This window comes from Pseudomonas sp. BF-RE-22 (assembly GCF_019956155.1).
Classification (GTDB): Bacteria; Pseudomonadota; Gammaproteobacteria; order Pseudomonadales; family Pseudomonadaceae; genus Aquipseudomonas; species Aquipseudomonas migulae.
In genome coordinates this window covers 109,810-124,809 of record NZ_JAHBDD010000044.1, presented here as the reverse complement: position 1 = coordinate 124,809, position 15,000 = coordinate 109,810, and the positions used below count along the sequence as shown (strand labels likewise).

The window sequence follows — 15,000 nt, the reverse complement described above, 5'->3', positions numbered from 1 at the left end:
CGACATTTTGTCCGAGGGCGATTTTGTCCTTACGCGGCGCATGGAAAGGCCGCAGAATCAGCTTTTGAAAGCATTGACCCAGGTCATGGCGCGTTGCAATGACCCCCTGCTTTCTCCATACTTGCGGCCGATTTTTACTCCTAATAAAACACCCAAACCGTGGAACCTTAGAATGAGCACAGCAATCAGTCCGACTGCTTATAACTATAAGGTAGTCCGCCAGTTCGCCATCATGACGGTGGTCTGGGGGATCCTTGGCATGGGGCTCGGTGTCTTCATCGCCTCGCAACTGGTCTGGCCGGAGTTGAACTTCGGTCTGCCGTGGACGAGCTTTGGACGCCTGCGCCCGTTGCACACTAACCTGGTGATTTTCGCCTTTGGTGGTTGTGCACTGTTTGCCACTTCTTATTACGTCGTGCAGCGAACCTGCCAAACGCGACTGATTTCCGACAGCCTCGCGGCCTTCACCTTCTGGGGTTGGCAAGCGGTGATCGTCGGCGCCATCGTTACCTTGCCGCTGGGTTACACCACCACCAAGGAATACGCTGAGCTGGAATGGCCCCTGGCTATTCTGCTGGCCATCGTCTGGGTCACCTACGGTCTGGTGTTCTTCGGCACCATCACCAAGCGCAAGACCAAGCACATCTATGTGGGCAACTGGTTCTACGGTGCCTTCATCGTCGTGACGGCGATGCTGCACATCGTCAACCACGCCTCGCTGCCGGTCAGTTTCTTCAAGTCCTACTCGGCCTACGCCGGTGCGACGGATGCGATGATCCAGTGGTGGTACGGCCACAACGCCGTAGGTTTCTTCCTGACCACCGGCTTCCTCGGGATGATGTACTACTTCGTTCCGAAGCAGGCCGAGCGTCCGATCTACTCCTATCGCCTGTCCATCGTGCACTTCTGGGCGCTGATCACCCTGTACATCTGGGCCGGTCCGCACCACCTGCACTACACCGCGCTGCCGGACTGGGCGCAGTCGTTGGGCATGGCCATGTCGATCATTCTGCTGGCACCAAGCTGGGGCGGCATGATCAACGGCATGATGACCCTGTCGGGCGCCTGGCATAAGCTGCGCACCGACCCGATCCTGCGTTTCCTCGTGGTATCGCTGGCGTTCTACGGCATGTCGACCTTCGAAGGTCCGATGATGGCGATCAAGACCGTCAACTCGCTGTCGCACTACACCGACTGGACCATCGGCCACGTACACGCCGGCGCTCTTGGCTGGGTAGCGATGATCTCGATCGGCGCGATCTACCACATGATCCCGAAACTGTTCGGTCGCGCGCAGATGCACAGCATCGGCCTGATCAACGCACACTTCTGGCTCGCGACCATCGGTACCGTGCTGTACATCGCTTCGATGTGGGTCAACGGCATCACCCAGGGTCTGATGTGGCGTGCAATCAACGACGACGGCACCCTCACCTACTCGTTCGTCGAAGCGCTGCAAGCCAGCCACCCGGGCTTCATCGTTCGCGCATTGGGCGGCGCATTCTTCGCCACCGGCATGCTGCTCATGGCCTACAACGTATGGCGTACCGTACGTGCCTCGAACCCGGCCGAAGCTGAAGCCGCCGAACAGATTGCTGTAGTTGGAGCTCACTGATGAAGCATGAAGCAGTCGAGAAGAATATTGGCCTGCTGGCCTTCTTCATGGTCATCGCCGTCAGCATCGGCGGCCTGACCCAGATCGTTCCGCTGTTTTTCCAGGACGTCACCAACAAGCCGGTCGAAGGCATGAAGCCTCGTACCGCCCTTGAACTGGAAGGCCGCGACATCTACATCGCCAACGGTTGTGTCAGCTGCCACTCGCAGATGATCCGCCCGTTCCGTGCTGAAACCGAACGCTACGGCCACTACTCGGTTGCCGGTGAAAGCGTCTGGGACCACCCGTTCCTGTGGGGTTCCAAGCGTACCGGTCCGGACCTGGCCCGTGTCGGCGGTCGTTACTCCGATGACTGGCAGCGTGCGCATTTGTACAACCCGCGCAACGTAGTGCCCGAGTCGAAAATGCCGGCCTACCCGTTCCTCGTGGAAAACAAGCTCGACGGCAAAGACACCGCCAAGAAAATGGAAGTCTTGCGCACGCTCGGCGTCCCTTACACCGACGAAGACATCGCCGGTGCCAAGGATGCTGTGAAGGGCAAAACCGAAATGGACGCGCTGGTGGCCTATCTGCAAGGCCTGGGCACCATCATCAAAAGCAAACGGTGATTTAGATGGATATCGGGATGATTCGTGGCCTGGGCACCGTTGTTGTGATGGTGGCCTTCATCGGTCTGGCGCTGTGGGTGTTCAGCCCCAAGCGCAAGTCGGAGTTTGAAGACGCGACCTTGCTGCCTTTCGCGGATGATCCCGAAGCCATCAAGCACGTCGAGCAAGCTTCTAGGAGTAACAAAGAATGACTACGTTCTGGAGTCTGTACGTCACAGTCCTCAGTCTCGGCACCATCTTCGCCCTGACCTGGCTGTTGCTGTCCACCCGCAAGGGCCAGCGCAGCGAAGCCACCGAAGAAACGGTTGGCCACTCCTTCGACGGGATCGAGGAGTACGACAACCCGCTGCCGAAATGGTGGTTCATGCTGTTCGTGGGCACCATCATTTTCGCCCTGGGTTACCTGGTGCTGTACCCGGGCCTGGGCAACTGGAAAGGCCTGCTGCCAGGTTACAACTACCTGGATAACGAGAAGCAGACCGCGTTCGCCAACGGCCAGAGCGGCTGGACCGGCGTTCACGAGTGGGAAAAGGAAATGGCCAAGTCGGACGCCAAGTTCGGCCCGATCTTCGCCAAATTCGCTTCCATGCCGATCGAAGAAGTCGCCAAGGACCCGCAAGCCCTGAAGATGGGTGGCCGCCTGTTCGCCTCCAACTGCTCGGTTTGCCACGGCTCCGACGCCAAAGGCGCTTATGGCTTCCCGAACCTGACCGACGCCGACTGGCGTTGGGGTGGCGAAGCACAAACCATCAAGGCCACCATCATGGGCGGTCGTCACGCGGTCATGCCGGCATGGGCTGAAGTGATCGGCGAGCAAGGCGTTGCGGACGTTGCTGCGTTCGTCCTGACCAGCCTCGATGGCCGCAAGCTGCCGGAAGGCACCAAGGCTGACCCGGCTGCCGGGCAGAAACTGTTCGCCGCCAACTGCGTGGCGTGCCACGGTCCGGCCGGCAAAGGGACGCCAGCGATGGGCGCACCTGACCTGACCCACCCGGGCGCGTTCATCTACGGTTCGAGCTTCGCTCAACTGCAGCAGACCATCCGTTACGGCCGTCAGGGCCAGATGCCTGCGCAAGAACAGCTGCAAGGCAACGACAAGGTTCACCTGCTGGCCGCTTACGTCTACAGCTTGTCTCACGGCGAGAAAGCTCCGGCGGCGGATGCCCAGTAAGGCAAACGCTTGATGCAAAAAAACGGCCCCGCCAGTGATCTGGCGGGGCCTTTTTTATGGGCGACTGACCCAAACCGATTCCACCGGCACCGTCGCGATCAGCTCACGTTTTTGCCACTGGTTGTTGTCGACCGCATAGACGTGCATTTTTTTGCGATCCTCGGAAAAACTGGCGATCAGATAGGTCTGCTGGGATGCACTGCCGCTGATGAAGCCGGGCACGCTGCCCGTGTACCACATGGAGCCGCTGTTCCTATGGAGATGACCGGCGAATATTGCAGTCACTTCATACCTCTCGATCATATCCCTGAAGCGTTTTTCCTGGCTCCAGTCACCCATAAACTCACTGGGTTTGTGCATGTTCAACAGAATTATTTTCCCCTGCGCGCGTGCCTGCTGAAGGTCACGTTCAAGCCAATCGAGTGCCGGGGTAATTTCAAAAACCGTCGGACTGAAAAAAGTCCCCGAAGAGAAGGTCACCGAGTAAGTTGGCTCGTTATGTAACTGCACCAAGTGCACATCGCCATAATCCCTGGAGTACGCGAGACTGCCGTAATAAGTGGTGCTCGGCCATGAAGCCCGCGCCGCCAGATCCATACTGCCGACTTTCCCCCAATAGCGCTCCTTCAAACTTTCAATGCTTCCAGCGGCGCAATTATTCAGAAAACAATCATCCACGTTATTTTGATAGTCATGATTACCCAACCCGTAGTCATAATCCCCTTGAAGTTTCGCATCCAGCGTCTGCTGGACATAGGAACGCTCATCCGCATGACCGAAGGCAGTCATATCGCCATTGATCATCACGGGGACCGCCGCGCTCCCACCCTGTTGCCGCCTGAAGTCGGCAATACTGTCGTACTGCGTTTCGATCAGCCACCGGGAGCGCTCCCGCTTCTGCGAATCGGACTCCGGCAACTGGGCGTCAGTGTTATCGGTCCAGGGAAACTGCGGGTCCGAAGCGAACACAATATGCCGCGGCATTTCCGCCGACGACACAACAGGAACTACCCACACACCTACCAGCAACACCAACAACTGCCATCCTTTGCTTAATTCCATCTTGTCTTTTTCCCTAATACTTAATAGTGAGCACACTTACACAAGCTCAATTTAAAAAAATTACTTGCGACGAGCAAACTACAACAACACCCACCCAGACACCAACAAACAACATATTTGGAATCATGAAACATTAACTATAAAAACAAACGAACTTACCAGTTGAGCCCACCAACTTATTTAATCTAAATTCTGCCAAACCTTCAACGCAACCATCACATCAATGAAAATGGACTTCTATGAACTTTTATACATTACCGACCGCCCTGATATTGGCGCTCTCTGTAACGACCACCTTTTCCATGGCATCTGATTTCACACCGCAACATATCGTCTTTGCCTCGGACCCCAAGTTCCCTTCAAGTGAAAAGTCCGACAATGGCGAAAGTGAATCCACCTCAAGCAAAGAGGAGCGTTCACGCTGGCTGATCGATGCGCAGTACTCCAGCATCGCTGACTTGCGCAAACAATCGGGCGGCGCCTCCGCCGTTCCCGTCATGATCAACGGCAACATGACTGCGTCGGGACAACCCGGCGAACGCACCTACCTCAACGCGGTATTGCAGAACAAACTGAGCAACCTCTATGACTACGGCCTGGGCAATCACGACTACGACTTCAATGTCGCCAGTTGCGCAAGTTGCGCCGCTGGAAGCGTGGACGACCTCAAGGACCGGTACTGGGGAAAAGTCGCCAACATGGACCTCGCCGCGCGGGCTTCCGGCCTGACGAAAACCTGGTATGGCAGCCTGGCTTACTCCCGGGATTACGGTGATGTTCACGTGGTTCAGTTGCACAACGAACCCACTTACACCACCAACTTTTCCACCAGCTCGTTCTTCCAGACCACCGCCTATGAAATCACGGCATCCCTCGACTGGCTGGAACGCGATCTGCAGCGGGCACGGGCGCAAGGCAAAATCATTTTGCTGAACTTGCATCAGCCGTTTCACTGGCCGGTCAGGGAGACCGAGATTTTCCGGTTCACAAAGATGATCGAGGACTATGGCGTGACCGCTGTGTTTTCCGCGAATGCGAACAAGCAAAGCGGGAATTACGAGTCGAGCAACTACATCTACGGCGACATTCCCTTGTTCATGAGTGGCTCGGCGGTTCAGCAAAGCTGGTTGTATGCCACGTTCTCTGCCGACAGAACGCAAATGACGGTGAACGTCGTCGCGGGCAATGACTGGCGCAACCCCGTCGCGACTCACACTGTCCCGGTCAAGTAAGCGGCGATCGGCGCCAGGCATACAAGATGCTGGCGCCGATGAACAACCCCCAGCCGGCTATACTCCACAAGTCAATTGACCTGAATCATGTTTTGTTACATCTGCTACACCATTCATGATTTTTCCCCAACGCGACCAAAGGTCGCACCCTTGATCTAGAGCTACAGGCGTATCATTGCGCCACTGCAACACCCCTTTTTGACCGCGGTCGGCATGTACTGACCGAGGCATTTTTCCACTGCCGTGGGATGCAACTGATGAGCAACCAGATTCCGGTACACGACGTTACCCCGCCTGCCAAGAACGCGAACAACAGCGTCGACCTCTACGCCTCTCGAGAAAAGATCTACACCCGCGCCTTCACTGGCCTGTTCCGTAACCTGCGGATGATGGGCGGCGCGTTTTTGTTTCTGTTGTATTTCGGCACGGTCTGGCTGAACTGGGCCGGTCATCAAGCCGTCTGGTGGAACCTGCCGGAGCGTAAATTCTTTATTTTTGGCGCAACGTTCTGGCCGCAGGATTTCATCCTGCTCTCGGGCATTCTGATTGTCAGCGCGTTCGGCCTGTTCTTCATTACCGTGTACGCCGGTCGCGTCTGGTGCGGTTATACCTGCCCGCAGAGCGTCTGGACGTGGATTTTCATGTGGTGCGAGAAGGTCACCGAAGGCGACCGCAACCAGCGCATCAAGCTCGACAAGGCGCCGATGAGCGCCAACAAGTTCCTGCGTAAATTCAGCAAGCATTCGATGTGGCTGCTGATCGGCTTCGCAACCGGCATGACCTTCGTCGGTTACTTCTCGCCGATCCGCGAACTGACCATCGAATTCTTCACTGGCGAAGCGGATGGCTGGTCGTATTTCTGGGTCGGTTTCTTCACCCTCGCCACTTACGGCAACGCCGGCTGGTTGCGCGAGCAGGTGTGCATCTACATGTGTCCGTATGCACGCTTCCAGAGCGTGATGTTCGACAAGGACACGCTGATCGTTTCCTACGATCCGCGTCGCGGTGAAAGCCGCGGGCCGCGCAAGAAAGGCATCGACTACAAGGCTCAGGGCCTGGGCGATTGCATCGACTGCACCATGTGCGTCCAGGTCTGCCCGACCGGCATCGACATCCGCGACGGCCTGCAAATCGAATGCATCGGTTGCGCTGCGTGCATCGATGCCTGCGACAGCATCATGGACAAGATGGATTACCCGCGCGGCCTGATCAGCTACACCACCGAGCACAACCTGTCCGGGCAAAAAACCCATAAACTGCGCCCGCGCCTGATCGGCTACGCCGCTGTATTGCTGGCGATGATGGCGTTGCTGGCGACGGCGTTCTTCATGCGTTCGCTGGTCGGTTTCGACGTCAGCAAAGACCGCGTGCTGTACCGCGAGAACGCCGAAGGCCGGATTGAAAACGTCTACAGCCTGAAGATCATGAACAAGGATCAGCGCGACCACACCTACGTGCTGGAAGCCGCCGGCCTGCCGGATCTCAAGCTGCAAGGCAAACGCGAGATCAAGGTCGCCGCCGGCGAAATTTTCAGCCAGCCGGTGGAACTGTCCATCGCGCCGGAAAAACTGCCATCGAGCACCAACGAGGTAAAATTCATCCTCAAGGATGCCGATGACGAGAGCATCCACGTTGAAGCCAAGAGCCGGTTCATCGGCCCACAAATTCGTTAAGAGAAGTGATCATGCCCGCAGCAAACGCCGCAAGTCCCTGGTACAAGCATCTTTGGCCGTGGATCATCATTGCCATCCTCGCCTGTTCGGTGACCTTGACCTTGTCCATGGTGACCATCGCGGTGAACAACCCGGATAACCTGGTCAACGACAACTACTACGAGGCCGGCAAAGGCATCAACCGCTCCCTCGACCGTGAACTGCTGGCGCAAACCCTGCTCCTGCGCGCCAGCGTGCACCTGGATGACGTGACCGGTGAAGTCGACCTGCGCCTGAGCGGCAACAGCCAACCGAAAACCCTCGAACTGAACCTGATCTCGCCGACCCAGCCGGAGAAGGATCGCAAGATCACCCTCGCTCAAAGCGAAACCGAACAGGGCCGCTACATCGGCCAGTTGAGCGACAAGGTTGAAGGTCGTCGTTTTGTCGAACTGCTGGGTACTCAGGACGACCACATCTGGCGTATGTTCGAAGAAGAGCTGGTCAGCCATGACAAGGATCTGCTGCTGGGTGACGAACCGCTGCAGGGCGCCGAAGACCTGAAAAAGTAAAGTCGCGCTTCGCGCATCGCCGGCAAGCCGGCTCCTACAGGATCGTGCGACCCATTGTAGGAGCTGGCTTGCCAGCGATGAGGCCCTTCCAGACGACATAGATCCAACATCATGACCACCCCAACCCCCTGCTACCACTGCGCCCTGCCCGTCCCGGCCGGCAGCCGCTTCACCGCGGCCGTCCTCGGTGAAACCCGCGAGTTCTGCTGCCCGGGTTGTCAGGCGGTGGCCGAAGCGATTGTCGCCGGTGGGCTGGAAAGCTATTACCAGCACCGCAGCGAAGCCTCGGCCAACCCCGAAGCGTTGCCGGTGCAGTTGGTGGATGAACTGGCGCTGTACGATCGCGCCGACGTGCAAAAACCCTTCGTGCGCCACGAAGGCGAACTCGCCGAGACCACGCTGCTGATGGAAGGCATCAGTTGCGCGGCCTGTGGCTGGCTGATCGAGAAACACCTGCGCGGCTTGCCGGCGGTGGCCGAAGCGCGCCTCAACCTGTCCAACCATCGCCTGCACGTACGCTGGGCCGATGCGCAATTGCCGCTGAGCCAGGTGCTCAGCGAGTTACGCCACATCGGTTACGCCGCCCATCCTTATCAAGCCGACCGCGCCAGCGAACAACTGGCCAGCGAAAACCGCCTGGCCCTGCGCCAACTCGGGGTTGCCGGGCTGCTGTGGTTCCAGGCGATGATGGCGACCATGGCCACCTGGCCGGAATTCAACATCGACCTCAGCCCCGAGCTGCACACCATCCTGCGCTGGGTCGCGCTGTTCCTCACCACGCCGATCGTGTTCTACAGCTGCGCGCCGTTCTTCAAAGGGGCGATGCGCGATTTACGTACCCGCCACCTGACCATGGACGTCTCGGTATCGCTGGCGATTGGCAGTGCCTACATCGCCGGGATCTGGACCTCGATCACCGGGGTCGGCGAATTGTATTTCGATGCCGTCGGCATGTTTGCGCTGTTCCTGCTGGCCGGGCGTTATCTGGAGCGTCGCGCCCGCGAACGCACCGCCGCCGCCACCGCACAGCTGGTCAATCTGCTGCCCGCCTCGTGTTTGCGCCTGAGCGCCGACGGCCAGAGCGAGCGGATCCTGCTCAGCGAACTGCGCGTCGGCGATCAGGTTCTGGTGCATCCCGGTGCGATCCTGCCGGCCGACGGCAAGATCCTCGACGGCCAGTCGAGCATCGACGAATCCCTGCTGACTGGCGAATACCTGCCACAGCCGCGCACGCTTGGTGACGCCGTCACCGCCGGCACCCTGAACGTCGAAGGCGCGCTGACCGTGGAAGTCCTCGCCCTCGGCCAGGACACCCGGCTGTCTGCCATCGTCCGCCTGCTGGACCGCGCCCAGGCCGAGAAGCCACGACTGGCGGAGATCGCCGACCGCGCCGCGCAATGGTTCCTGCTGCTGACGCTGATCGCATCCGCTTGCATTGGTCTGCTGTGGTGGGAGCTGGACTCATCGCGCGCCTTCTGGATTGTCCTGGCGATGCTCGTCGCGACCTGCCCGTGCGCCTTGTCCCTCGCCACACCGACCGCCCTCACCGCCGCCACTGGCACGCTGCACAAACTGGGTTTGTTGTTGACCCGCGGACATGTGCTGGAGGGCCTGAACCAGATCGACACGGTGATTTTCGACAAGACCGGCACCCTCACCGAAGGGCGCCTGGCGCTGCGCTCGATCCGCACCCTCGGCGCGCTCGACAGCGATCAATGCCTGGGCCTCGCCGCCGCCCTCGAAAACCGTTCCGAACACCCCATCGCCCGTGCGTTTGGCCGCGCGCCATTGGCCGCTGAAGAAGTCCACAGCACGCCGGGGCTGGGCCTGGAGGGCGTGGTCGGTGAGCAACGCCTGCGCATCGGCCAACCGGGTTTTGTCTGCGAACTCAGTGGCGCTGCCATCCCGTTGATGCCGAATGAAGCCGGCCAATGGCTGCTGCTCGGCGACAATGCCGGACCGCTGGCATGGTTCGTCCTCGACGACCGCTTGCGCAGCGATGCGCCCGCGTTGCTGGAAGCCTGCCGGGCGCGCGGCTGGCGCACATTGCTGCTGTCGGGTGACAGCTCGCCGATGGTCGCCAGCGTCGCCGCCGAGCTGGGCATCGACGAGGCCCGTGGCGGTTTGCGTCCGGACGACAAATTGCAGGTCCTGCAACAGTTGCACAAAGAAGGACGCAAGGTGTTGATGCTCGGTGACGGCGTGAATGACGTGCCGGTGCTGGCCGCCGCCGACATCAGCGTCGCCATGGGTTCGGCCACCGATCTGGCAAAAACCAGTGCGGATGCGGTGCTGTTGTCCAACCGCCTGGACGCGCTGGTGCAAGCCTTCAGCCTCGCTCGGCGCACCCGTCGGGTCATCATCGAGAACCTGTTGTGGGCCGGGCTGTACAATGGCCTCATGTTGCCGTTCGCCGCCCTCGGCTGGATTACGCCAGTGTGGGCGGCGGTCGGCATGTCCATCAGTTCGTTGACCGTGGTGCTGAACGCCCTGCGCCTGACTCGCCTGCCGAGCACGCCGGCCGCCAGCGCCACGCCAGAAACCCGCCCGCTGCCGGCCTGAGCCGCGCGGGCATGGAGCCTCACCATGCCAGCTCTCTACGTGATGATCCCGGCTGCACTGCTGATCGTCGCCATCGCGGTCTACATCTTCTTCTGGGCGGTCGACAGCGGTCAGTACGACGACCTCGACGGCCCGGCCCACAGCATCCTGTTCGACGACCAGGACCCGAACCACACCGCAGCGGTCGACGAGGCCAGCGGCCATCCGGCCAAACCGGACGACAAGGCGCCCCCGCATGTTTGAGCTGGCGCCACTGCTGGTGTCGGCGGTCATCCTGGGCCTGCTCGGCGGCGGGCATTGCCTGGGCATGTGCGGCGGTTTGATGGGCGCGTTGACCCTGGCGATTCCCAAGGAACAGCGCAGCCGCCGGTTTCGATTGCTGCTGGCCTACAACCTCGGGCGGATTCTCAGTTACGCAGCGGCCGGCCTGCTGATCGGCCTGGCGGGTTGGGCGGTGGCGAACAGCCCGGCGGCGATGTTCATGCGTATCCTCGCCGGATTGCTGCTGATCGCCATGGGGCTTTATCTCGCCGGATGGTGGAGCGGCCTGACCCGCATCGAAAGCCTCGGTCGCGGTCTGTGGCGGCATATCCAGCCTGTCGCGAACAAGCTGTTGCCAGTGTCGAGCCTGCCGCGAGCCTTGTTGCTCGGCGCGCTCTGGGGCTGGCTGCCGTGCGGGCTGGTTTACAGCACGTTGCTGTGGTCGGCGAGCCAGGGCAATGCGCTCGACAGTGCATTGCTGATGCTCGCGTTCGGCCTCGGCACCTGGCCGGTGTTGCTTGCCACGGGGCTGGCGGCCGAGCGGGTCACGGCGCTGTTGCGCAAACGGTACGTACGCATGACGGGTGGCTTGCTGGTGATGCTGTTTGGCATCTGGACCTTGCCGGGGCCGCATCAGCATTGGCTCATGGGGCATTGATCGGCGGCGCGGCCTTCGCGGGCAAGTCGAATCGTCGCACCGCTCGCTCCTACAGGGGAATGTAATTCAATGTAGGAGCGAGGCTTGCCCGCGAAAGGGCCCGCACCGACAACACAAATCCTGACCGTTGATGCAAATCAAGATGCCCCAACGCCGCACCCCATAGACTTGCCGACACTGCCAGCCTATCCGGGGGAATGCCCGCATGATGCTCGACGCCATTCGTTGGGATACCGATCTGATCCGCCGTTATGACCTGGCGGGACCGCGTTACACCTCCTACCCGACCGCCGTGCAGTTCGATGGTCATGTCGGCACCTTCGACCTGTTCCATGCGCTGCGCGAAAGCCGCAAGGCCCTGCGGCCTTTGTCGCTGTATGTGCACGTGCCGTTCTGCGCGAACATCTGCTACTACTGCGCCTGCAACAAAGTCATCACCAAGGATCGCGGCCGCGCCCTGCCCTACTTGCAGCGCCTGGAGCAGGAAATCCAGCTGATCGCCTGCCATCTCGACCCGGCGCAGAAGGTCGAGCAATTGCATTTCGGTGGCGGCACACCGACCTTTCTCAGTCATGACGAACTGCGTCAACTGATGGCCCAGTTGCGTAAAAGCTTCAATTTGCTGGAGGACGATTCCGGCGACTACGGCATCGAGATCGACCCGCGCGAAGCCGATTGGTCGACCATGGGCCTGCTGCGCGAACTGGGTTTCAACCGGGTCAGCATCGGCCTGCAAGACCTCGACCCGGCCGTGCAACGCGCGGTGAATCGCCTGCAAAGCCTGGAAGAAACCCGGGCGGTGATCGACGCCGCACGAACGCTGCAATTTCGCTCGATCAACATCGACCTGATCTACGGTTTGCCAAGGCAGACACCGGAGAACTTCGCCCGCACGGTCGACGAAGTGATCAACCTGCAACCGGACCGCCTGTCGGTGTTCAACTACGCGCACTTGCCGGAACGCTTCATGCCGCAACGGCGAATCAACAGCGACGAATTGCCGACACCGGCACAGAAGCTGGAAATGCTCCAGCGCACCATCGAACAACTGACCGCCGCCGGCTACCGTTACATCGGCATGGATCACTTCGCCCTGCCCGACGATGAGCTGGCAATTGCTCAAGAAGAATCAACCCTGCAACGCAACTTCCAGGGCTACACCACTCACGGCCATTGCGACCTGATCGGCCTCGGCGTCTCGGCCATCAGCCAGATTGGCGACTTGTACTGCCAGAACAGCAGCGACCTGAATCAGTACCAGAACGCCCTGGCCTCAGCACAACTGGCCACCAATCGCGGCCTGCTGTGCAATGCCGATGACCGCCTGCGGCGGGCGGTGATTCAACAATTGATTTGCAGTTTCAACCTGGAGTTCGCTGAGATCGAGAAGGCTTTCAACATCGATTTTCGCGGTTACTTCGGCGAATTGTGGCCGCAACTGCAACGCATGGCCGAAGACGGACTGATCGAACTGAACAATGAGCGGATCACCGTATTGCCGGCCGGACGATTGCTGGTGCGTTCGGTGTGCATGGTGTTCGACGCGTACCTGGAGCAACAGAATCGCCAGCGGTTTTCGCGGGTCATCTAACGCTCCAGCAGCAGGGAAGTCGTCTTCAGCACTTGCTCAGGGGTCAGGCTCGCCTGCGAGATGGCTTTGGACAGCACCATATTGGCCGTGATCAGCCCGCCATTGAGGGTGGTGATGGTCGCTTGCAGCGCGCCGAGCTTGGCCCTGCGTTCTTCGGCCGAAAGTCGCTTGTCTGCCATTACCGCTTGCATGCTCGCGACTTTCTCGGCGATCTGCTTCTGTATTCGGCGAATCATTTTCAGGATCTGTTGAATGTTTTCCGGCAACCCGCTTTCTTCAATGTCCTTGTTGTCACCGTGGGAACTGGCAGCCTTGGTCAAACCAGCGCCAGACAATGAGACTTTGATGCCTTCAGCCACGGGCGAAGTGCCCGGGCCAATGGCGATTGCCGAGTCTTCGCCGGCCAGGCCGTTTGCGGGCTCATGCAGTGTTTGCACACCACTGTTGCCGGGGTTGAGCACGCCGATGGTGGCCATGAAACGAGTACCTGCGCATGGGTTGATGCCAGTTTATCGGCCACCGACAGCGGCGCTTTACCATGGCGTGACAAATCGGCACAGCGCTGGCCTGAACGTCTTCCGGTGAGGTACCCTTACGTCTTATGTGTGCTTTCCCACAAGGATTTAAGAAATGTCCGAGCCAGTAAAACTGCGCGCTCATAACCAGGCCCATTGCAAGGACTGCAGCCTGGCTCCCCTCTGCTTGCCACTTTCTCTGAATCTGGAAGACATGGATGCGCTGGACGAAATCGTTAAACGTGGCCGCCCACTGAAGAAGGGCGAGTTCCTGTTCCGTCAGGGCGACGTTTTCGACTCCGTTTATGCAGTACGTTCTGGCGCCCTGAAAACCTTCAGTCTCAGCGATGGCGGTGAAGAACAACTCACCGGTTTCCATCTGCCGAGCGAGCTGGTTGGCCTGTCGGGCATGGACACCGAAAAGCATCCGGTCTCGGCGCAGGCGCTGGAAACCACCTCGGTTTGCGAAATTCCGTTCGAACGCCTCGACGAACTGGCGCTGCAACTGCCACAACTGCGCCGTCAGTTGATGCGCGTGATGAGCCGTGAAATCCGCGATGATCAACAGATGATGTTGCTGCTGTCGAAAAAAACCGCTGACGAGCGCATCGCCACCTTCCTGGTCAACCTGTCGGCACGCTTCCGCGCTCGCGGCTTCTCGGCCAATCAGTTTCGCCTGAGCATGTCGCGCAATGAAATCGGCAACTACCTGGGCCTGGCGGTGGAAACCGTGTCGCGGGTGTTTACGCGCTTCCAGCAGAACGAGCTGATCGCCGCCGAAGGCAAGGAAATCCACATCCTCGACCCGATCCAGCTCTGCGCCCTCGCCGGCGGTTCGATCGAAGGCTGATTACGACCACGGCGGCTGAGCGAAACGGTTCAGCCGCCGTTATACTGCGACGTTTGCAGCCTGCCAGGACACCTAGACAATGGTCTTCGACTCCTTCGACATCAAATCCCTGATCCGCCCGGTGATCGACTTCCCGAAACCGGGCGTCATTTTTCGCGACATCACCCCGCTGTTCCAGTCGCCCACGGCTCTGCGCCTGGTGATGGACAGCTTTGCCCACCGTTACGTCGAGGCTGATTTCACCCACATCGGCGCCATGGATGCCCGTGGTTTCCTGATCGGTTCGGTGCTGGCCTATCAGTTGAACAAGCCGCTGGTGCTGTTCCGCAAGCAAGGCAAACTGCCGGCGGATGTGCTGGCCGAAGGTTATGCGACCGAGTACGGCGAAGCCTTCCTCGAAGTCCACGCCGACAGCTTGTGTGAAGGCGACTCGGTGGTGATGTTCGATGATTTGATCGCCACCGGCGGCACGCTGATTGCGGCGGCGAACCTGATTCGACGCATGGGCGCGCGGGTGCATGAAGCGGCGGCGATTATTGATCTGCCGGAGTTGGGTGGGTCGCAACGCCTGGAAGACATGGGGATTCCGACGTTTTGCCTGACGCAGTTTGCCCTGAGCGATAAATAAGCGGCGTCTGTACCGGCCTATTC

General features: G+C 59.7%; 15 protein-coding genes. 13 read left to right on the top strand and 2 right to left on the bottom strand.

Features of this window, described 5'->3' with window-relative positions; translation table 11 throughout:
• Nucleotides 1–172: 172 nt before the first annotated feature.
• The 4 genes from ccoN to ccoP are packed head-to-tail and all read left to right on the top strand — an operon-like array spanning nt 173 to nt 3,394.
• Nucleotides 173–1,615: a cytochrome-c oxidase, cbb3-type subunit I gene (gene ccoN / locus KGA82_RS20470; protein ID WP_008028528.1), complete on the top strand. Its 1,443-nt coding sequence runs from the start codon at nt 173–175 to the stop codon at nt 1,613–1,615.
• Nucleotides 1,615–2,223 carry a cytochrome-c oxidase, cbb3-type subunit II gene (ccoO, locus tag KGA82_RS20465; RefSeq protein ID WP_008028530.1) on the top strand — a complete coding sequence of 203 codons (609 nt, stop codon included), beginning with the start codon at nt 1,615–1,617 and terminating at the stop codon, nt 2,221–2,223. Before ccoN ends, ccoO begins: the two co-directional genes overlap by 1 nt.
• A 5-nt stretch (nt 2,224–2,228) precedes the next feature.
• Entirely contained in the window at nt 2,229–2,414 is a 186-nt protein-coding gene (locus KGA82_RS20460) for a CcoQ/FixQ family Cbb3-type cytochrome c oxidase assembly chaperone (RefSeq protein ID WP_003175465.1), read from the top strand.
• Nucleotides 2,411–3,394, top strand: coding sequence for a cytochrome-c oxidase, cbb3-type subunit III (gene ccoP / locus KGA82_RS20455; RefSeq protein WP_008037742.1), 984 nt, complete (start codon nt 2,411–2,413; stop codon nt 3,392–3,394). The genes KGA82_RS20460 and ccoP overlap by 4 nt, the downstream gene beginning before the upstream one ends.
• Before the next feature lie 54 nt (nt 3,395–3,448).
• On the opposite strand, the gene KGA82_RS20450 is transcribed toward ccoP, so the two are convergent.
• Nucleotides 3,449–4,456 (bottom strand): metallophosphoesterase family protein, encoded by a 1,008-nt coding sequence (locus tag KGA82_RS20450; RefSeq protein ID WP_223452173.1) that lies wholly within the window; start codon nt 4,454–4,456, stop codon nt 3,449–3,451.
• A gap of 302 nt (nt 4,457–4,758) precedes the next feature.
• Between KGA82_RS20450 and KGA82_RS20445 the strand changes: the two genes are divergently transcribed.
• The 7 genes from KGA82_RS20445 to hemN all read left to right on the top strand — a co-directional run bounded on the left by KGA82_RS20445 (nt 4,759) and on the right by hemN (nt 12,984).
• A complete protein-coding gene (locus KGA82_RS20445) occupies nt 4,759–5,688 on the top strand; it encodes a metallophosphoesterase family protein (protein ID WP_223452167.1) in 930 nt (309 codons plus the stop codon).
• A 257-nt stretch (nt 5,689–5,945) separates the two neighbouring features.
• A complete protein-coding gene (gene ccoG, locus KGA82_RS20440; protein ID WP_008028537.1) occupies nt 5,946–7,361 on the top strand; it encodes a cytochrome c oxidase accessory protein CcoG in 1,416 nt (471 codons plus the stop codon).
• A gap of 11 nt (nt 7,362–7,372) precedes the next feature.
• Entirely contained in the window at nt 7,373–7,912 is a 540-nt protein-coding gene (locus KGA82_RS20435; protein ID WP_008028539.1) for a FixH family protein, read from the top strand.
• 111 nt (nt 7,913–8,023) lie between these two features.
• Entirely contained in the window at nt 8,024–10,474 is a 2,451-nt protein-coding gene (locus tag KGA82_RS20430; protein WP_223452166.1) for a heavy metal translocating P-type ATPase, read from the top strand.
• A 24-nt stretch (nt 10,475–10,498) separates the two neighbouring features.
• Nucleotides 10,499–10,717 (top strand): cbb3-type cytochrome oxidase assembly protein CcoS, encoded by a 219-nt coding sequence (gene ccoS / locus KGA82_RS20425; RefSeq protein WP_008028543.1) that lies wholly within the window; start codon nt 10,499–10,501, stop codon nt 10,715–10,717.
• A complete protein-coding gene (locus KGA82_RS20420) occupies nt 10,710–11,393 on the top strand; it encodes a sulfite exporter TauE/SafE family protein (protein ID WP_008028545.1) in 684 nt (227 codons plus the stop codon). The genes ccoS and KGA82_RS20420 overlap by 8 nt, the downstream gene beginning before the upstream one ends.
• 208 nt (nt 11,394–11,601) lie before the next feature.
• Nucleotides 11,602–12,984: an oxygen-independent coproporphyrinogen III oxidase gene (hemN, locus tag KGA82_RS20415; RefSeq protein ID WP_192226574.1), complete on the top strand. Its 1,383-nt coding sequence runs from the start codon at nt 11,602–11,604 to the stop codon at nt 12,982–12,984.
• Here hemN and KGA82_RS20410 read toward each other — a convergent pair.
• Complete coding sequence (locus tag KGA82_RS20410) at nt 12,981–13,460, bottom strand: hypothetical protein (protein WP_223452160.1); 480 nt, start codon at nt 13,458–13,460, stop codon at nt 12,981–12,983. The two genes, hemN and KGA82_RS20410, sit on opposite strands and share 4 nt — an antisense overlap.
• A 154-nt stretch (nt 13,461–13,614) precedes the next feature.
• Here KGA82_RS20410 and fnr point away from each other — a divergent pair, with 154 nt between their 5' ends.
• The gene (gene fnr / locus KGA82_RS20405; protein ID WP_008028550.1) at nt 13,615–14,349 is read left to right on the top strand and encodes a fumarate/nitrate reduction transcriptional regulator Fnr; all 735 of its coding nucleotides are present in this window, start codon (nt 13,615–13,617) and stop codon (nt 14,347–14,349) included.
• Between the two features lie 79 nt (nt 14,350–14,428).
• Nucleotides 14,429–14,977, top strand: a complete 549-nt coding sequence (locus tag KGA82_RS20400) for an adenine phosphoribosyltransferase (protein WP_008057870.1) — start codon at nt 14,429–14,431, stop codon at nt 14,975–14,977.
• Nucleotides 14,978–15,000 lie beyond the last annotated feature (23 nt).